Here is a 17451-nt window from a genome sequence, read left to right as displayed (position 1 = left end):
ATGAAAGCAATGATTGCAAGCTTGACCCTGCTGATGCTCGGCGGCTGCGCCAGCAACGGCCAGACGCCGTGGAGCGCCCTGAACCCGAACGCCGGTTGCGGCCCGTTGAGCCAGGAACAACAACTGTCGATGACCCTGGCCGACGACATGGCCAAGGACGGCAAACTGCACGCCAGCCTGGCGAACCTGCAAAGCCTGCCGGACAACCTCGCCGACGTCCGCCTGCGCAAGGCCAAGGTCTATCGCCTGCTGGGGCGCAGCGAAGCCGAGCCGTTGTATCGCGGCCTGCTCGGCAGCTGCCTGGCCGCCGAAGCCGAACACGGCCTCGGCCAGCTCGCCGCCGCCCGCGCCGACTACGGCCAGGCCCAGGCTCACCTGCAACGCGCCGCCCGCCTGGCCCCCACCGACGAAAAAATCCGCAACGACCTGGGCGTGGTGTACCTCAACCAACTGCGCATCGAAGACGCCCGCTTCGAATTCCTCACCGCCATGGAACTCAAGCAAAGCGATTCGCTGGCCGCCCTGAACCTGGTAACACTGCTGCTCTACCAGGACGACTGGACCCGCGCCGCCGAACTGGTCAGCCGCCTGAACCTGAGCCCTGAGCAATTCAACGAGGCCCAGACCCGCGCCCAGAAACTCAAGACCCCAAGCCCCGTCACCGCAGCCGCCACCGCGATGCTCAAGTAAGGAGCCCCGCCATGAAAGCCACCGCGCTCTGCCTCACCCTCCTCGCCCTGCCCCTGACCACCCACGCCATCGACCCCGGCCCCGCCTCGGCGCAACAACAGGAAACCGAAGGCTGGCTGCTCCTGCAAAGCCGCAACAAAGCCGCCTCCACCAAACCCCAGACCAGCACCCCCACCGAACGCGAACTGACTATGCAACGCTGGCTGAAGAGCTACACACACGAGATTCCGGAATTCTTTGATCAGAAGCAGGGTGGGACTGTGGACAGTGGGTCGGGAGGATAAACGCGGCGCAAGCACACATTTCCAAACGTGTTTGTCGTCCTACAGATGGCGTGATTTTGGGGGATGTTTCCGACAACATGCCCACCGAACTGACGGTGAACCGAGTACTGGATAACGTCGAAGTACAGCGTCATCCAACCCACAGCCAAGCCGCTCTGACTGAACCGAGCTGCCAGCGACTGTTGCTGGCAGCTCGAATCGGGACGCGGAGCGTCCCGGGCTGCATTCCCACGCAGAGCGTGGGAACGATCAAGAAAAAGCAGTCTGCTGTTCGCTGTTCGCTTCCCACCACTCAACACGATGAGCGTTAGCTCGAGTACCGCTCTTGACGTGCCGGCCCCATCGGCAGGCTGAGTGGAGGGATTTATCCGGGGGTGGGAGCGCAGCGACCGTGCGGCGCAGCCGCATGCATCGAGAGGAGGTGCAGCGAAGCAAACCGTAGGCGATGCCCCCGGATGAATCCCGGAACGAAGGAACACCGAGCCAAAGCGAGGTGCCGAACGCAGGGGCCCAGCGTTTTGGTTACTTTTGGCTGGGCCGGCATTCCGGCGTCTGCAAAAGTGACTCGCCGTAAGGGCGAAACCATAAGAAGCCGTTACCGCAGCAACGGATATACACCCAAAACCCCAAGAACCTGGCCGGCCCAAAGGCCGCCAAGGTCAATGCGCCGTAACCCCCCGCCGAACAGCAGAAGAACTCCCCGGCGCCAGAGCCAACGCCAGCTGCGTCCGATTATGCATATGCGTCAACCGCAAAACCTGCGACACATACAATTTCACCGTGTTCTCGGTAATCCCCAACTCACAGGCAATCTGATAATTGGTCTGCCCCTTGCCCACCAGCCGGGCCACATCGAGCTGGCGCGGCGACAACTGCTCGAAAATCGCCGGCATCTCTGCACTGTCACCCTCTGCCAAGGTCTGGGCAGCCGGCGCAGGCCCGCGCCGAACCTTGTCCAGATCCTGATACAAATCATCGATCGACGAAGAAAGATCCTGCAGCTTCTGATTCAGGTGCCCCAGTTGCAGGGTCTTCTGCCGCTCCTGCAGCACCGTTTCCTGACGCCGCAACCCCTCCAGCAACTCATCCAGATCCACCGGTTTCTGGTAGTAATCGGCAATCCCCGCGCGCAACGCCTTGATCACATCCTGCTTGTCGGCGCGGCCGGTAAGCATGATCGCTTCGAACGCCCGGTTCTTGCCGGACACCCGCTGCAGCGCCTGCACCAGCTCGATGCCGTCCATGTCCGGCATGTGCAGGTCGCACAACACCAGGCCGATGGCCGGGTCTTCACTGAAACGCGTGACCGCCTCGCTGCTGGACTCACAGGGCACGCAGCGATAACCGCTGCTCTCGAGAAACTCACAGAGCTCTTCAACGATCAGCGCCTGATCATCGACCACAAGGACTTTTACCGCCGACGTAAGCTTGTTCACGTGCCACTCCATGCCCGGGCCAAAGCTGGCCTTTCCTGTACTGCCAGCCTGTGGCTGTATAACTGCTTATTTGAAAGTAGACGCACTTTCCGACTATGTACATAGCAGTAGTGGCGGGTGGCGACTAATGGATCCAATAAAAAGTCAGGATTGTTCCAACCAGCACAAACGGCGCAAATGGCAGCTTTTTTGACACTTCAGGACTGAAATATCTAAGACGTTCTCTAACCCCTTGACTGACATGCAGCCAGACTTTTGGCACCAGCAGCATCCACATCACACTGCAAAAAGCGGCGCCGATGAACGCGCCCAGCAGGTGCTGACCGTCTGTCGCGAGAGCCAGGGCTGTCATTAGTTTCACATCGCCGCCGCCCATACGCCCCAGCAGGTAACCCGGCAGCGTGAGCGCCAGCGCCAGCAATACCGCCCAGCCGCCCTGCGCCGCCTCGGCCCCGATCCAGGTGGTGCCGCTGACCAGCAGCCAGACCAGCGCCAGCGCGCCGACACCGAGGGTCAGGCCGTTGCCGATGTGGCGTTCGCGGGCATCCTGCGCGGCGCAGAGTGTCAGCCAGATCAGTAGGACAAAGCTGTGCATCCGGTAAAAATCGTCCGTTTTGGCTGAATGATTCTATGCTGATACTACGTAGTGACTGTCAGGGTAGACGCACTCATGAAAACCGGCCTCCCCCGCAAGCAAAAAGGCGCCGCCGCCATCGAATTCGCCTTGGTGTTCGTCATCTTCTTTGCCGTGTTTTACGGGATCGTGAGCTACAGCCTGCCGATGTTGCTGATGCAGGCCTTCACCCAGTCGACGTCCGAAGCGGTGCGGCGTGGCGTGGCGCTGGATCCGGCGACCGCCAACTACGCCACCGCGATCCAGAACGTGGCACGCGCCGAACTGGCCCGACGCCTGGCGTGGCTGCCGCCGGCGCTGAACTTCAACGCAGCCACTGACGCGACAGTGACCTACGTGGGCGGCCTGCTGACGGTGCGCATCAACTACCCGACCAACAAGCTCAATCAGGCGTTACCGTTTCTGATCTTGCCCGGTATCGGGGCGGTGCCCAATCTGCCGGCCAACCTGACCGCCAGCTCGAGCCTGCATTTTTGAGTTCCGGTGACAAGCTGTTCAACCGCCTGCTCAATCGTCAAACGTCCACACCGCCAGCGGTCATGGACAACCCCGCGGTATCCAGCGTCGGTTTGCAGCTGCATCTGGATGGCGAAGGCCAGGTCATCCACCTGACCGGACCGCTGCGCCATGTGCTGGCGCAACAACTGTCCGCCACTCGCACGCCGCATCTGCTCGATTACCTGCTGCCCCACAGCGCGCTGGCGGTCGAAGGAGCTCCGGCCGACTGGCAAGGGCAACCGCTCGATCTGGATTTTTTCAGCCTCGCCGGTCCGCCGCTGCACTTGCGCGGCTGGGTGCAGCCGCAGGGGAATGGCTGGATCCTGCAATTGCTGGACATCGGTGACCTGCTGAGCGAAAGGCAGCAGGCGCGCAGTCGCGAACAATGCCAGTGGCTCGCCGCACACATCCGCGACCACTTGCGGCTCTGTAGCCTGGCGCGCCTGCCGCATGTGCTGGGCGAACAGTTGCAGTGCCTGAGCCAGCGTTTTCAGGTGCCTTGCATCGCCGTGGCACTGCTGGATGAAGCGGCCCAGGGCTGGCAGATTCATCAGCATTACAGCGCACCCCACGCCCCGCGACTGTGGGATATGGCGCAGCGTCTGGGTACCGGACTCGACAGCCTTAACGGCGCCGCACCGCAACGCGTGCTGCCCGCCGAGCATCCACGACTGAGCAGCGTGTTCGGCCCCGCCGAAGGGTTTGCCGTGCCTTACCGCGATGCCCATGGCGTGGCGGCATGGTTGCTCTTCGGCTGTTTCAGCGCGCAGCCACACACCGCCGAGTTGAGCGATCACGACTGGCTGCAACTGGCCGCCGCCGTCGCCGCGCCGCTGCTGGAACGCCTGCGTGAACATCGTCACCACTTGCAGCTGGAACGTCTGGAAATCCTGCAAAGCCTGCTCGGCACCGGTTGGTGGGAGGTGTTCAGCGACAGCGCGGAAGTGCTGCTCGCCGATGCGCTTGCCGTCAGCCTCGGCTTGAGCGCCGGGCGCCTGCCGATTCAGGCCTGGTTCGCCCGGGTGCACCCGGCCGACCGCGAAGAACTGCGCAGCCGCCTGCAAGCCTTGCAGGACGAAGGTCAGGCACTGGAGCTGTGCGTGCGCCTGCAACCCGTTGATCAAGCGCAACCGCAGTGGTTCCGCCTGCAGGGCCAGTCACTGGGCATCGGCGCCGAGCGGCGTCTCGTAGGCTTCATGCTCGACATCAGCGACATCAAGAACCAGCAACAGCAGGCCGCCGCTGCCCATGCGCGACTGGACAACCTGATCGCCAGCGCGCCAGCGGTGATCTACGTGCAGCGCTATGTCGAGGGCGCGCTGCAGCCGACGTTTTTCAGCGCCAGCCTGCAACCATTGCTGGGCTGGAGCCTTGCCGACTGCGCCGACGGTGCGCTGGTGAATCATGTCCATCCCGACGATCGCGCGGCGTATTTCGAACGCACCCGGCAGTTGTTGCGCGAAGGTTCGGTGAGCACGCGCTACCGGATGCTCGACACCCAGGGCAACACCCACTGGCTGCTCGACGAAGCCAAACTGTTACGCGACGATCTCGGTCTGCCAGTGGAGGCTGTCGGGCTGTGGCTGGACGTTACCGACTCGACCCTCGCCGCCGAGCGGATCAAGACCAGCGAAGAACGCTATCGCATCCTCGTGGAAGATTCGCCGGCCATGATCTGCCGCTATCGCCCCGACCTGACCCTGACCTTCGGCAACCGGCCACTGGCGATGTATCTGGAGTGCGCCCCGGAGCAACTGCCGGGGGTGAATCTGGGCAGCTGGATGTCGGACGAACAACGCGAGGCCTTCGTCCAGCGCCTGGCGCAACTGACTCCGGACGCGCCGGTGAGCAGTGCCGAAATCAACCTGCGCCTGCCGGGGCGCGAACATGCGTGGTGGATCTGGTCGGATCGCGGGGTGTTCGATGAACAGGGCCGTTTACTCGAAATCCAGGCCGTGGGCCGTGACAACACCGAGGTCCGGCGTTCGCAGCAGCAACTGACCCAGAGCGCAAAAATGGCCACCCTCGGCGAGATGGCCACGGGGCTGGCCCACGAGATCAATCAGCCGCTGAACGTGATGCGCATGGCCATCGTCAACGTGCTCAAACGCCTGGGCAACGGCGATGTGCAGATCGATTACCTGACCGACAAACTCAACCGTATCGACACTCAGGTCCAGCGAGCGGCGCGGGTGGTCGATCATATGCGGGTGTTCGGCCGTCGCTCGGAAATCGAACAGCACCCGTTCAACCCGCTCGATGCCATCGAAGGCACCTTGTCGTTGCTGTCCGAAGGTCTGCGCGGCAAAGGCGTAGAGCTACGAATCGGCGAGGCGAACTTCCAGCTGCAGGTGCGCGGGTACGTCGATCAATTGGAACAGGTGTTGATCAACCTGATGGTCAACGCCCGGGACGCGCTGTTGAGCAAACGTGAATCCAATCGCGACTTCCAGCCGTGGATTGCCGTGCATGCCGAACACGACGAACACGTGGTGCGGCTGTGGGTCGAGGACAACGGCGGCGGCATCGATCCGCGTTTGCTGGAGCGGATTTTCGAGCCGTTCTTCACCACCAAACCGGTGGGCGTCGGCACTGGCCTGGGCTTGTCGGTGAGTTACGGCATCGTCGAGAACATGGGCGGACGCCTGAGCGTGCGCAACGGCGACGACGGCGCCCGGTTCTGCATCGAATTGCCGATCGCCCTCGACGATCAGATCACCAGCGTCGCCCGCCCCGACTGACAACTGAGATTAGCGCCGACATCGACCTGATTGAGGTTGATCCCCAGGGCCATCAATAAGGTATTGATCAGAGTGTCGAGCAGCGGACTGAGCACCGTATTGATGGTGGTCACCAGCAAGGTCTTCACGGAGCTCAGAATCGCCCCCAATCCACTGACCAGACTGCCCGTCGGGCCATGCATGTTGAGGTTGAGGTTGTTCAGGGTGTCGCTCAGGCTGCTGACCACGTTGCCGGTGCTGTAGCTGTAATAGAACGGCGGCTGGTTGATCTCCGGCAGACTGGCAGCCGGCGGTGCGGAGTAGACATGGGGGATGTTGGCGTTCTGGCCGACGGTGGTGTCAGCCGAGATGTCGAGCCCGCCACCGACGGAAGGGATGCGCGGATCGCAGCTGACCGGCAGCACCAGGAAGCGTCGGCAGGTCTTCACGCCGATATCGATCACCTTCAACGGCTGCACCACCACGGCCGGCGGCGTGACGTTATTGCCGAACACCGCTGCCGGATCCATCCGGCCGATTTTCAGGTTGGCGACTGAAGTCGTGGTGTTGGTGGTCAGGGTCTTGTTGGTCGGCGTCAGGCAACTGAATGCAGTGACGTAGCTGTTGGCCGCCGCCACATCCAGCGCCACGTCGAGACGAATCGGCCCGGGCAGCACCTCGATCGACGGTGTCTGGCAGGGCGCACCGAGCGCGCACGTCAGCGAATCGATCACCCCCACCAGATTCAGGCTGAGCAGGGCATTGAGCGTATTGGTCAGCGGCCCGGCGAGATCGGCCACGGCGTTGACCAGCGACAGAATCGTATCCAGCAAAGGCAGATTGACCGATAACAGCGTTCGCACCTGCGCGGTCTTCACATAAATCCGGTTCGGCCCCAAGGGGTTGGCGGCTGCCAGCCGAGGGTTACCGATAGCCGACAATTGCGGCGGCTCCAGCACCTGCACGCTCGCGGTAATTTGTGCCACGCCAAGGTTGATCGTCTGGTTGGCCACCAGGCCGTTCTGCTTGTTGGCCAGTTGCACGAAGCCCTGAATCAGATCGAACGCCCGCACGTCCACCGCCAGTGCCGTGGCCTGGGTGCCGGCCTGTACCTTCAGCAGGTTGCCCAGCACCACTTGGGTCGCACCGGCCGCTGCCTTGATCGCCTGCAAGCCGAGGATGGTTGCCGTGGCACTCAGGGTGCCGTTGGGGTCGAGGACGTTGATCGCGGTCTGGACCAGTTGACTGACGGCGATGGTGTTGCCGAGCACTTCGCTGTAGCCGCCGGCACTGAGACCGATATCGACCTTCAACCGGTCCAGATAACCGAGCAGATTGATATTGGTGTTGACCAGGCCATTCCAGCTCGCGGCACTGAGCGAGAGGTTGCCGCCCAGCAAGCCACCGAACAACGCATTGAGCACGGCTGACCGCCCCGTATCGACGCTCAATGCGGTGCTGCGGATGGTCAGGGAAGCCAATGGTGGCGGCACCGCCGCGACTGCCGTGGCGCTGAGATTGATGGTTGCATTGCGGCCCGCGCCGCCGAAGAGTCCACCGATGGCACCGGCAAAGCTCTGAGGCACGGTATGACTGACGACGACACGGATCGCTTCGGTGCTGGCGGCATTGACGGCAAACACCCGCAGATTGCTGGCGTCCAGACTCAATGATCCGCAGGCGACCGCCAAGGCTCGACCGGCACTGGGAATCGGGAAATTGTTGCGCACGACGCTGGCCTGCGCATAGGCGTTGGCCGTGGCCCCGGCGCCGCAGTTGCCGCCACGGGTCGCGGCTTCAAGGGCGGCGACATCGGCGATCTGTTGCAGGTGACGACGCTCGAGATACAGGCGGCCGCTGTCGACCACCACCAGGATGAACACCAGGGCCATGCCCAGGGTCAGCGCCGCCATCAGGCCGATGGCTCCCCGCTGCCGGGCTGGCCCGCCGCACTGCGAATGACGTGACATGGCGCACTCCTTTGCCGGCGCACGGCCGGGCGCAACCTCCATGGATGGGTATGAGTGTAGACACGCGCAGGCAACGCTGCTGGCAAGACGCCAGTTTTACCCGCCCATAAAAAACGGGAGCCATTTGGCTCCCGTACTTTTTCAACAGATTAACGCGGTGGATAGTTGGACAGGATCCGTGCCACCGTCTCGCGGATGGCATTGCTGCGATCCGCGGGATTCGGCGTGCGGCTGAGCATCTGCTCGTCGCTGCCGCGCCACACCAGTTTGCCGTCCTTGCCGTCGAGCAGATCGACCTGAATGGTCGCTACTTTATAGGTGATGTTGCGGGTTTCGTTGTACATCGGGGCGCCCCAGTAACCGTTCCACGGGCCGCCCCAACCGCCGCCGTAGTTGGTGGTCACCTGTTGCTGACGGTCCTCGACGATCAGGTAGGTCTGCACAAACAGATCACCTCGGGCGCCCGAAGCGGCCGGGCGCAGGCCGCGCTGATCCAGTTGGTCGGCGACGGCCTGACGGATGCGCTGTTCGGTCAGGTCGCTCTTGATCCTTGGATCGTCGGGGCGGTATTGCAGGGCGGGGTCTTTCCAGCTCCAGCTGCGGTAAGCGGCAAAGTCGCGGCTGGCGTCGAAGTCATGGTTGACCTGGTTGGCGGCGCAGGCACTGAGCAGCGCGGCCACAGCCAGTAAAGCGAGACGGCGGAACATGGTTTTTCTCCGGTGGAAGACATGAACCTGGAGGAGCTTCTCATTTGCCAGAAGCTAACCGGGAGGATACGCCGACATGGCCTTTTCGACAGCCTCCCGAATCGCGTCGGTGCGATCACTTTGCTTGCCTTGCGTGCGGGTTTCGGCGCTGGCGCTCCAGACCGGCTGACCACTGCCGGCGTCGAACAGATCGACTCGCACCACCACGACCTGTTCCTGGTAGGTACGCACGATCGGCACCGTGTTGTACATCCCGTAACCGCGGCCGTAACGGTCATAACCACCATAGCCGCCGTAGTAACCGTAATCGTCCTGCACCTGACGCAGGCGGGTTTCCAGGCTCAGGTTGGCGCTGACCAGCAGGTCGGCCGGGCGATTGTCATGCAGCGGGCGCAAGCCGCGCTGATCCAGCGCACTGCTGACGGCTTCGGCCACTTGCGCCGAATCCGCCCAGGCCGTGCCCGGCGGCAGCTGACCGTTGAGCCACGCCCAACTGCGATAGCGCCCGTAATCCCGTGGCGGCGCGGGATAAGCGCTGCGGTCGAAAGTGGTCGCTGCCTGCGGAGGGGCCGGCGGCAACGGTCGCGACTGCGCTACGTAGGGGTTGCTGCCCTGGCAAGCGGCCAACCCCAGACAGATCAGCAGTAACCCTGAATGACCTTTCATATCTCGCTCCGATCAGATCGGCCGGCAGATCCAGTGCAAGTAGCGCCCAAGCCCGGCGAAGCCTGGGTGACGACGGTGGGCGAGTTCCATCTCGAGCAAATCAATCAACTCGGCGCGGGCCTGGAATTCCACCGGCATGTAATCGTGGAAAACCCGCACCCCGCTCTGAGTTTCGACCTGCCACAACCCGGCGAGTTGCGTCGCCAGTTCCCGTGGATCGAGTGGCTGCTGCGGCGTCAGGCTCTGCTTTTCACCGGCCATGTCGTTGCTGCGCATTTTCTTGAAATGGCCTTTGAGCAGGTTCCGGTAAATCAGTGCATCGCGGTTGTAGAACGCCAGCGACAGCCAGCCGCCGGGCTTGGTCAACTGATGCAGCACCGGCAGAATCGCGTGGGGTTCGGCCAGCCACTCCAGCACCGCATGGCACAGCACCAGATCGTAAGGCTCGGTGAGCTGGCCGAGCAGTTCCTGCCAGGGCGCCTGAATGAACGTCGCGGTTTGCCCGGCTTCGGCAAAGCGCTGGCGTGCGCCTTCGAGCATCGGTTCGGCCGGCTCGGTGAACGTCACCTCATGCCCGCGCTCGGCCAGCCATAGCGACATGTGGCCCAGGCCACCGCCAATGTCCAGAACCCGCAACGGACGATCCGGCAAGGCTTCGGCGAGGTCGGCCTGCAGCACCGCGAGGCGGATCGCGCCCTTGGCGCCACCGTAGATTTTTTCGGCGAAGCGGGTCGCCAACTGATCGAAATGACGGTCGCTCATCAGCTGAACCGCCGTTCGCTGTCGGCGAGTTTGCTGCGCACCACTTCATTCATGTCCAGGCCCAGCTCGCTGCACAGCAGCAACAGATACAGAACGATGTCGCCGACTTCCTGCCCGGCGTGGGCGAGTTTGTCCGTCGGCAACTGGCGGGACTGGTCTTCGGTCAGCCACTGAAAGATTTCCACCAGTTCGGACATTTCCACGCTGGCGGCCATGGCCAGGTTTTTCGGGCTGTGAAATTGCCGCCAGTCATTGCGGTCGCGAATGGCGTGCAGGCGTTCGGTCAGTTCAACAAGGTTCATCGGGCTCTCCTGAAGGCGTATAGCTTCGGGGGGATGTCGAGCGAAGGCAAGCGCCAGTCGCCCGTTAAAACCCTCTATGCTTGCAGGGAACTCGACCGCACCCGCTGCGGCCCAAGGCTCAGCTCTTTCATCAGGAAACAGACATGCAGGTAGAAAGCTTTTTCGAATGGCTGGGCCAGGCGCTCGGCTCGATCATCCGCTTCATCGTCGACGGCCTCAGCGGCCTGTTCAATCTGCTGGGCAACGCCGGAGGCAACTTTGTCGACGGGCTGTCGAGAGCGCTGGGCATGGACACCTCGATCATCAGCATCATCGCGCTGATCGTCGGCCTGATGCTGCTGTGGTCGGCGATCCGCGCGTTCATGAATGCCTCGATCATTGCCGGGATCATCTGGTTGCTGCTGGGATTGTGGCTGCTGAGCTGGATCATTCACTGACGCCGCCCGCTACAATGCAGCTCCTCAAGGAGCCCGCATGTCCAACCTGATCACCGACTGGCGCGACCGCCCGACCCACCGCCGGGTCTGGGCGCTCGCCGCCCCCATGATCCTTTCCAACATTTCCGTGCCGCTGGTGGCGCTGGTCGACAGCACCGTCATCGGTCATCTGCCCCACGCCCATCAACTGGGCGCTGTGGCGGTTGGCGCCAGCCTGTATACCTTTCTGGCCTGGGCCATGGGTTTTCTGCGCATGGGCACCACCGGTTTTGCCGCCCAGGCCGCCGGGCGCAGCGACGGTGCGGCCTTGCGGCAGATTCTGCTTCAGGGCCTGCTGCTGGCGATGGGGCTGGCGCTGCTGCTCGGAGCGCTGGGTGTACCACTGAGCGGGGTCGCGCTGCACTTCATGCAACCGTCGGCGGAGCTGGATCAGCTGACCCGCGACTTCTTCCACACCCGCCTGTTCGGGTTGCCGGCGGCGCTGGCCAGTTATGCGCTGGTCGGCTGGTTCCTCGGCACCCAGAACGCCCGGGCGCCGCTGGCCATTCTGCTGAGCACCAACCTGATCAACATCGCGCTCAACCTGTGGTTCGTGATCGGCCTGGACTGGGGCGTGGTCGGTTCGGCCCGCGCCTCGGTGATCGCCGAATGGAGCGGCGCCCTGCTCGGTCTGTGGATGACCCGCAAGGCGCTTCGTGCCTATCCCGGCCACATCGCCTGGGCGGCACTGAAGGTCTGGCAGAGCTGGCGCCCGCTGCTGGCGGTCAACCGCGACATTTTCATCCGCAGCCTGGCCCTGCAATCGGTGTTTTTCCTGATCACCGTGCAGGGCGCGCGACTGGGCGATGCCACCGTCGCGGCGAACGCGCTGTTGCTCAACGGCCTGCTGTTGACCGCCCACGCGCTGGACGGACTGGCCCATGCCGTCGAAGCCTTGTGCGGCCACGCCATCGGCGCCCGGGATCGTCTGGCCCTGCGTCGCTCGCTGGTGGTTGCCGGCGGATGGTCGCTGCTGGCCAGCCTGGGCTTTGCCGCGTTGTTCCTGCTGGCCGGCCACTTGTTCATCGAAATGCAGACCGACATCCAGAGCGTGCGCGACACCGCGTTCATCTACCTGCCCTACCTGGCCGTCCTGCCGTTGATCGCAGTCTGGAGCTACTTGCTCGACGGCCTGTTCATCGGTGCCACCCGTGCCCGGGAAATGCGCAACGGCATGCTGGCGACCGTGATCCTGCTGCTGCCGGTCGCCTGGGCGCTGCAAGGTCTGGGCAATCACGGCCTGTGGATTTCATTCCTGCTGTTCATGGTGCTGCGCAGCCTGACGCTCGGGGGACTGGCGTGGTGGCTGCGGCGCACCGATGGCTGGTTCAACGGTGCCGCTCACTGAAGCGGCGCTTCACGACGGATCGTTCAGCCAGCGCCGACGCAACAGTTCGAGCCGCTGCCGTGGGGTCAAACCTTGCGGCAGCGGTGTCAGCTCGGCACGCGGATGCTGCAAACGCAGCCACAACCAGTCGTCCAGCAGCGCCTGTTCGCTGAACCCCAGCGCCAGGCCTTGCTCCTGAAAGGAAGACATCAGCCGATAGCCGTTCCCCGTCGACTGACTCCAGCGCCAGACATGCTGATCCAGCAGGCATCGGTGCAGGCGTTCGCGCTGTTGGCGGGTCAGGCTTTGTTCGACCCGCAGCGGTTCCACGGCCAGCCCCGGATTGCGCAGCTGCTGCCAGCCCTGACTGCCGCCGGCCAGATCGGCCCAGGTCCCGCCGAACCAGCGCAACCAGTCTATCGGCCCGAGCCAGCAGCTCAATTGCCGGGCGTCACAGGCATCGAAAAAGTAGCTGGCAGTCTGGCGATTGTAGTAATTGAGCAGCGCACGATGATCCAGTCCCACCGAGACGGTCAGCATCCGTTGCAAGTGCTCGCGCAACCGCTGCTCCGGAGCTGCGCAGCCCAGCAGCAGCCCTTGCCAGGTATGCGGGTCGGCATGACAGAGCGACGAGAGTGCGGGGAAGTCGCGCAGATCGATCAGCCATGGCCCCTGCTCATCGACCGGCTGGAACTCCGTACCGTGAAACAGTTTCATGCTGCGCACACCCGAGAATCCCTGACGCAGCGTGATCAACGCCTGCTGTGCCTGCGCGGTGTCCAGCAACAACCATTGCGCACGCTGTCCGGGTGCCGCGACGCTCATCGCCCTTCGCTCGTTTTGAGCCCGGCGGCCACTCGGCAACAGCACACCGATGCGGCGCAGTGCCGATAACTGCCGCCTCCGGGTATCAGGCACAACAGTAACAACGGCTCGGCCGCCTTCAGCCATTGCGAGAGACCTTCGCTGGCCAGGCGGTCAGGCACCGGCAACGGCTCTTCTTGCTCAATGGATTTCGCAGGCGCCAAAGCCTGCAGGACGCCACTGATCACGGGCTGTTCGGGATCGCCTTCCAGAAAGCTCACCACAACCTCCAGACCTTCCAGCATCAGCGCCGACGGTGCATCGGCCAGCGCCGGGGCCAGTGGCAGCCAACAGTGACTCGGGCTCGCCCCTTCGCCCTGATACAGCCAGTCAAACTGGACGGCAATCGGGCGCCCGGGATCCGGTTGTGGCTCCGCAACTGACACGACCCACGCGCGTTGCGGACTGCGCATGCGGTTTCCCGAGCACTGCGCGGGCACCGGGGGCACGTGAAGATGATCGGCGGCAAAGATCCGATTGCTGTAGGGCGGGTCGAGCAACTGATCCGCATGGTGCTCGATCCGGGTCAACAACCAGCGCCTGTTGGCGTCTGCGATAGGGTGATCGGACAACGCCAGCCATTGACCGCTGCGCAGGGTTGCCTGACAGGAGTCCCCCTGTGCCGTGCGAACACGCTGCAATCCTTCGCCTTGCACGTCGACCTGCTCGCTCATCAGCCAACGCCGTATGGTCGACGACGGGGCGCTGCTTTCGCTGTCGACTCGCAAGTCGTGCGCTGACGGCAGCCCGGCCGGATTATCGCCGAACACCAGACAATGCCCCCTGTCGCCATGCTCGAAGCGATAGTGAATCCGCGCCTGCCTGCACAACCGCTGCACCAGTTGCAGATCCGACTCTCCGTACTGGGTGCAGAATGTCTGCGGGGAATGATCGGCCTGCAGTTCGAATCGGCGCCGGGCTCCGCTGATTCCATGCTCGCGCAGGACCTGATCCAGAATCTGCGGTGCCGTGCGGTCGCTGAAGATGCGCTGGCTATATCGCAGGCCGAGGCAGCTCAACCGTGGCCCCAGCCGCACCCGGCACAATCGCGCGCCCTGCCCAGGCTCATGCTGGACAAGACTGTGCAGTTGCCCGTGCACGCCGTTGCCCGAAGGCCCGAAACACAGGCGAGCCGGGCGATACATCAGGCTGGCGAGATCCAGGGAGGGATCATCGAGCAGCAAGTCGATCTCGAAGGCAAAAGGCTCACTGATGGCTTCGCTACCCGTGAATGCCAGGACTTCAAGCGGAGCGGACAGACCCGCTACATCGAGACGAAACAACGGCTCGCAGGCTGGATCGAACATGGGCGATTCTCTACAGGAGGGGCGGCCGGGGATTCTCGCCGAGAGGCATGGCCGAGTAGAGTGCCGAAGTACAAATTCGGAAATGACCTACGCGAAAAGCAGACGACATCACTTTGCTCGCCTGGATGAAGGCCATTTCACGAATTTAAAAAGAAGAATCTCACCAGATCATCTGAAATGCCCGCTGTGCGCGGAACAATTTCAGACAATCTGGTGGAATCGGAACCTGAACGTCAGGAAGACAGGTAGGAGGAGCGAGTCAGGCCCAGGCGCAAGGCATCGAGGAACTGGGTGCGCTCGCTGGCGCTGATGCGGGCACTGGCGCACTTGTCGCGGTAGTGAGTCATCAGTTCTTCCGGCGACAGGTGCACATAACGCAGCATGTCTTCGATGGTGTCGTGGGTTTCAATACCGGCGTGGTACACGCTGCCATCGGCGTTCTGGTAGATGTTCACCGAGTCGGTGTCACCGAACAGGTTGTGCATGTCGCCCAGGATTTCCTGGTAGGCACCGACCAGGAACACGCCCAGCAGGTAGTCTTCACCTTCGTTCAGCGCGTGCACCGGCAGGCTGGTCTCGATGCTCTGCTCGTCGACGTACTGGTTGATCTTGCCGTCGGAGTCGCAGGTCAGGTCTTGCAGGACGGCGCGACGCAGCGGTTCTTCGTCGAGACGGTGCAGAGGGATGATCGGCAGGACCTGATCGATCGCCCAGGTGTCCGGCAGGCTCTGGAACACCGAGAAGTTGCAGATGTACTTGTCGGCCAGCTTGTCGTTGAGTTCGTCCAGCACCTGACGGTGCGAACGCTGACGTGCTTTCAACGAGTTGTGCAGGCGACGGCATACGGCGAAGTAGCACTGCTCGGCCAGGGCTTTCTCGGCCAGGGTCAGTTTGCCGTCGGCGTACTGGGCGGCCACGTCGCTCATGTAGTGAGTGGCACGCCAGTAGGTTTCGGTGACCATTTCGATATCGGTTGGGCCGAGCAGATCGACCAGCCACTGCACGGTTTCCGGCAGGGCTTCCTTGTTCTCGATCAGCGGAATTTCGTCGTTGTGTTTCTCGACGTCGGTCACCTGCACCACCAGCATCGCGTGGTGCGCAGTCAGCGAACGGCCGCTTTCGGAGAAGATGTGCGGATGCGGCAAGGCCTGCGCGTCGCAGAATTCCTTGAGCATGCCGACCACGACACCGGCGTAGTCGTCCATGTCGTAGTTGATCGAGCTGGCGTTGCGCGAGTGGGTACCGTCGTAGTCCACACCCAGACCGCCGCCGACGTCGATGTGATCGACTGGCAGGCCCAGATTGCGCAGCTCGCCGTAGTAACGGATCGCCTCCTTGAAGCCGTGCTGGTAGTCAGCGAGGTTGGCGATCTGCGAACCCATGTGGAAGTGCAGCAGGCGGATGCCCTGATCCAGGCCCGCCGCGCGGAAGCGCTCGACTACCGACAACAGTTGCGCCGCCGACAGACCGAACTTGGATTTCTCGCCACCGGTGTCTGCCCACTTCGACGACGCCAGGGACGACAGACGCACGCGCAGGCCGACCTGTGGCTTGACCTTGAGCGAGGCGGCTTCTTCGATCACCAGACCGACTTCGGATTCTTTCTCGATCACGATGAATACATTGTGGCCGAGCTTCTGACCCATCAGCGCCAGACGGATGAACTCGCGGTCCTTGTAACCGTTGCAGACGATGGTGCCGCCCTTCGGCGCCAGCGCCAGCACCGCCAGCAGCTCAGGCTTGGAGCCGGCTTCCAGACCGATGGAAACGTTCTGGGTGGCGATGATGTTCTCGATCACCGCTTCCTGCTGGTTGACCTTGATCGGGTACAGCGCGGTGTATTTGCTCTGGTACTCCAGACGCTCGATATTCGCATCGAAAGCGCCGGTCAGCTGACGGACGCGGTCTTGCAGGATGTCGGGGAAACGTACCAGCAGCGGCAGGGACAAGCCGCTCTTGCGCAACTGGTCGACTTGTTCGAACAGATCGATAGGCGAGCTGCTCGGGCCGTTCGGACGAACTTCGACGCGACCGGCGTCATTGATCGCGAAATACCCGGCCCCCCAATGGCGAATCCCGTAAACACTGCGGCTGTCCGCAACTGTCCATTGGCTGCCATCGTCTTTGCGTGTGCGTCGTACGGACATCGAAGTCCCCTATAAAGAAGTCATAGTGCGTCGCCTGATCGCAGGCCGGCGCAGTCTAAAGAATGAAAATGACGGTTCGTCAGCGGGGCGGTAGACCGCGCTGACAGCGTTGAGTTTAGAAACCGTTCATGAACAGGCTCTGTGAAAACCATGGAAACGACGTCAGAACCAGGAACTCTGGAGCTGAATCAAGCCGTCGGTGGGTTTCACAGAGGCTGCTAGCCGCCGGACTTCTTTGCTTTGAAACCGTGCTTGACCAACTCGGCCAGGAGCAGCTCGACATGGTCGCCCTGAATCTCGATGACCCCGTCTTTCAATGCACCGCCGGTGCCGCAACGCTTCTTCAGCGTTGTCGCCAGCTCCTTGAGCGCGTCTTCGGCCAGGGGCACGCCGGTGATGGTGGTCACCGTCTTGCCGCCACGGCCCTTGCTCTCGCGGCGCACGCGGGCAATGCCGTCGCCGGCCGGGATCACGGTTTGCTTGCAGATACAGGCGTCCACCGGTTTGCTGCATTCCGGGCAATGACGACCTGCGTCGGTGGAAAATACCAGGCCGCCCAGGGCGGCGAAGGATGCGGCTTTTTTGGCCACCGGCAATCCTCTCGGGAGGACAAAGACTGATCGCAGCCTTGGGCAAGGCTATCGACCGCGAAGCCCCACTC

The 17451-nt window shown here is 62.8% G+C and carries 17 protein-coding genes; 6 read left to right on the top strand and 11 right to left on the bottom strand.

Annotated elements, in window-relative coordinates; genetic code table 11:
• On the top strand, nucleotides 1-690 hold the full coding sequence (locus ACTJK7_RS05315) for a tetratricopeptide repeat protein (protein ID WP_011332285.1): 690 nt from the start codon (nucleotides 1-3) through the stop codon (nucleotides 688-690).
• 11 nt (nucleotides 691-701) lie between these two features.
• Nucleotides 702-974 (top strand): DUF3613 domain-containing protein, encoded by a 273-nt coding sequence (locus ACTJK7_RS05310; RefSeq protein ID WP_085655565.1) that lies wholly within the window; start codon nucleotides 702-704, stop codon nucleotides 972-974.
• Nucleotides 975-1633: 659 nt separating this feature from the next.
• Here ACTJK7_RS05310 and ACTJK7_RS05305 read toward each other — a convergent pair.
• Together ACTJK7_RS05305 and ACTJK7_RS05300 are read right to left on the bottom strand one after the other, a co-directional pair.
• Nucleotides 1634-2410: a response regulator transcription factor gene (locus ACTJK7_RS05305; RefSeq protein WP_064384041.1), complete on the bottom strand. Its 777-nt coding sequence runs from the start codon at nucleotides 2408-2410 to the stop codon at nucleotides 1634-1636.
• Nucleotides 2411-2534: 124 nt separating this feature from the next.
• The gene (locus ACTJK7_RS05300) at nucleotides 2535-3005 is read right to left on the bottom strand and encodes an A24 family peptidase (RefSeq protein WP_064379248.1); all 471 of its coding nucleotides are present in this window, start codon (nucleotides 3003-3005) and stop codon (nucleotides 2535-2537) included.
• A 75-nt stretch (nucleotides 3006-3080) separates the two neighbouring features.
• Here ACTJK7_RS05300 and ACTJK7_RS05295 point away from each other — a divergent pair, with 75 nt between their 5' ends.
• A complete protein-coding gene (locus ACTJK7_RS05295) occupies nucleotides 3081-3521 on the top strand; it encodes a TadE/TadG family type IV pilus assembly protein (protein ID WP_440779924.1) in 441 nt (146 codons plus the stop codon).
• Complete coding sequence (locus tag ACTJK7_RS05290) at nucleotides 3518-6283, top strand: PAS domain-containing sensor histidine kinase (protein ID WP_108559435.1); 2766 nt, start codon at nucleotides 3518-3520, stop codon at nucleotides 6281-6283. Before ACTJK7_RS05295 ends, ACTJK7_RS05290 begins: the two co-directional genes overlap by 4 nt.
• Here ACTJK7_RS05290 and ACTJK7_RS05285 read toward each other — a convergent pair.
• The 5 genes from ACTJK7_RS05285 to ACTJK7_RS05265 form a co-directional block, all read right to left on the bottom strand.
• Nucleotides 6253-8232: a pilus assembly protein TadG-related protein gene (locus tag ACTJK7_RS05285; RefSeq protein WP_440779925.1), complete on the bottom strand. Its 1980-nt coding sequence runs from the start codon at nucleotides 8230-8232 to the stop codon at nucleotides 6253-6255. The two genes, ACTJK7_RS05290 and ACTJK7_RS05285, sit on opposite strands and share 31 nt — an antisense overlap.
• Before the next feature lie 149 nt (nucleotides 8233-8381).
• Nucleotides 8382-8939: a DUF4136 domain-containing protein gene (locus ACTJK7_RS05280; protein WP_007951006.1), complete on the bottom strand. Its 558-nt coding sequence runs from the start codon at nucleotides 8937-8939 to the stop codon at nucleotides 8382-8384.
• A gap of 54 nt (nucleotides 8940-8993) precedes the next feature.
• Nucleotides 8994-9605 carry a DUF4136 domain-containing protein gene (locus tag ACTJK7_RS05275; protein ID WP_440779927.1) on the bottom strand — a complete coding sequence of 204 codons (612 nt, stop codon included), beginning with the start codon at nucleotides 9603-9605 and terminating at the stop codon, nucleotides 8994-8996.
• A 12-nt stretch (nucleotides 9606-9617) separates the two neighbouring features.
• Nucleotides 9618-10367: a methyltransferase gene (locus tag ACTJK7_RS05270; protein WP_440779929.1), complete on the bottom strand. Its 750-nt coding sequence runs from the start codon at nucleotides 10365-10367 to the stop codon at nucleotides 9618-9620.
• Nucleotides 10367-10669, bottom strand: a complete 303-nt coding sequence (locus ACTJK7_RS05265) for a MazG-like family protein (protein WP_440779931.1) — start codon at nucleotides 10667-10669, stop codon at nucleotides 10367-10369. The genes ACTJK7_RS05270 and ACTJK7_RS05265 overlap by 1 nt, the downstream gene beginning before the upstream one ends.
• A 143-nt stretch (nucleotides 10670-10812) precedes the next feature.
• Here ACTJK7_RS05265 and ACTJK7_RS05260 point away from each other — a divergent pair, with 143 nt between their 5' ends.
• Together ACTJK7_RS05260 and ACTJK7_RS05255 are read left to right on the top strand one after the other, a co-directional pair.
• Nucleotides 10813-11106: a hypothetical protein gene (locus ACTJK7_RS05260; protein ID WP_064379237.1), complete on the top strand. Its 294-nt coding sequence runs from the start codon at nucleotides 10813-10815 to the stop codon at nucleotides 11104-11106.
• Nucleotides 11107-11143: 37 nt separating this feature from the next.
• Nucleotides 11144-12493 (top strand): MATE family efflux transporter, encoded by a 1350-nt coding sequence (locus tag ACTJK7_RS05255; RefSeq protein ID WP_440779932.1) that lies wholly within the window; start codon nucleotides 11144-11146, stop codon nucleotides 12491-12493.
• 9 nt (nucleotides 12494-12502) lie between these two features.
• On the opposite strand, the gene ACTJK7_RS05250 is transcribed toward ACTJK7_RS05255, so the two are convergent.
• The 4 genes from ACTJK7_RS05250 to ACTJK7_RS05235 form a co-directional block, all read right to left on the bottom strand.
• A complete protein-coding gene (locus tag ACTJK7_RS05250) occupies nucleotides 12503-13297 on the bottom strand; it encodes a DUF4123 domain-containing protein (RefSeq protein WP_108559427.1) in 795 nt (264 codons plus the stop codon).
• Nucleotides 13294-14643, bottom strand: a complete 1350-nt coding sequence (locus tag ACTJK7_RS05245) for a type VI secretion system Vgr family protein (RefSeq protein WP_440779934.1) — start codon at nucleotides 14641-14643, stop codon at nucleotides 13294-13296. Before ACTJK7_RS05245 ends, ACTJK7_RS05250 begins: the two co-directional genes overlap by 4 nt.
• Before the next feature lie 233 nt (nucleotides 14644-14876).
• A complete protein-coding gene (gene speA / locus ACTJK7_RS05240; RefSeq protein WP_039772053.1) occupies nucleotides 14877-16790 on the bottom strand; it encodes an arginine decarboxylase in 1914 nt (637 codons plus the stop codon).
• Nucleotides 16791-17008: 218 nt separating this feature from the next.
• Nucleotides 17009-17380 (bottom strand): translation initiation factor Sui1, encoded by a 372-nt coding sequence (locus tag ACTJK7_RS05235; RefSeq protein WP_064379228.1) that lies wholly within the window; start codon nucleotides 17378-17380, stop codon nucleotides 17009-17011.
• Nucleotides 17381-17451: the final 71 nt, after the last annotated feature.

Source organism: Pseudomonas sp. 22085 (assembly GCF_052045815.1).
Classification (GTDB): domain Bacteria; phylum Pseudomonadota; class Gammaproteobacteria; order Pseudomonadales; family Pseudomonadaceae; genus Aquipseudomonas; species Aquipseudomonas glycinae.
The sequence above is the reverse complement of the archived record's forward strand: the minus strand, read 5'-3'. Positions and strand labels throughout refer to the sequence as shown.

Bases quoted from the DNA above. Each gene is read 5' to 3' on its own strand.
- ACTJK7_RS05245 (WP_440779934.1), bottom strand. From the start codon at position 14,643: ATGTTCGATCCAGCCTGCGAGCCGTTGTTTCGTCTCGATGTAGCGGGT.
- ACTJK7_RS05295 (WP_440779924.1), top strand. From the start codon at position 3,081: ATGAAAACCGGCCTCCCCCGCAAGCAAAAAGGCGCCGCCGCCATCGAA.
- ACTJK7_RS05310 (WP_085655565.1), top strand. From the start codon at position 702: ATGAAAGCCACCGCGCTCTGCCTCACCCTCCTCGCCCTGCCCCTGACC.
- speA (WP_039772053.1), bottom strand. From the start codon at position 16,790: ATGTCCGTACGACGCACACGCAAAGACGATGGCAGCCAATGGACAGTT.
- ACTJK7_RS05260 (WP_064379237.1), top strand. From the start codon at position 10,813: ATGCAGGTAGAAAGCTTTTTCGAATGGCTGGGCCAGGCGCTCGGCTCG.
- ACTJK7_RS05250 (WP_108559427.1), bottom strand. From the start codon at position 13,297: ATGAGCGTCGCGGCACCCGGACAGCGTGCGCAATGGTTGTTGCTGGAC.
- ACTJK7_RS05265 (WP_440779931.1), bottom strand. From the start codon at position 10,669: ATGAACCTTGTTGAACTGACCGAACGCCTGCACGCCATTCGCGACCGC.
- ACTJK7_RS05300 (WP_064379248.1), bottom strand. From the start codon at position 3,005: ATGCACAGCTTTGTCCTACTGATCTGGCTGACACTCTGCGCCGCGCAG.
- ACTJK7_RS05315 (WP_011332285.1), top strand. From the start codon at position 1: ATGAAAGCAATGATTGCAAGCTTGACCCTGCTGATGCTCGGCGGCTGC.
- ACTJK7_RS05270 (WP_440779929.1), bottom strand. From the start codon at position 10,367: ATGAGCGACCGTCATTTCGATCAGTTGGCGACCCGCTTCGCCGAAAAA.
- ACTJK7_RS05280 (WP_007951006.1), bottom strand. From the start codon at position 8,939: ATGTTCCGCCGTCTCGCTTTACTGGCTGTGGCCGCGCTGCTCAGTGCC.
- ACTJK7_RS05275 (WP_440779927.1), bottom strand. From the start codon at position 9,605: ATGAAAGGTCATTCAGGGTTACTGCTGATCTGTCTGGGGTTGGCCGCT.
- ACTJK7_RS05285 (WP_440779925.1), bottom strand. From the start codon at position 8,232: ATGTCACGTCATTCGCAGTGCGGCGGGCCAGCCCGGCAGCGGGGAGCC.
- ACTJK7_RS05255 (WP_440779932.1), top strand. From the start codon at position 11,144: ATGTCCAACCTGATCACCGACTGGCGCGACCGCCCGACCCACCGCCGG.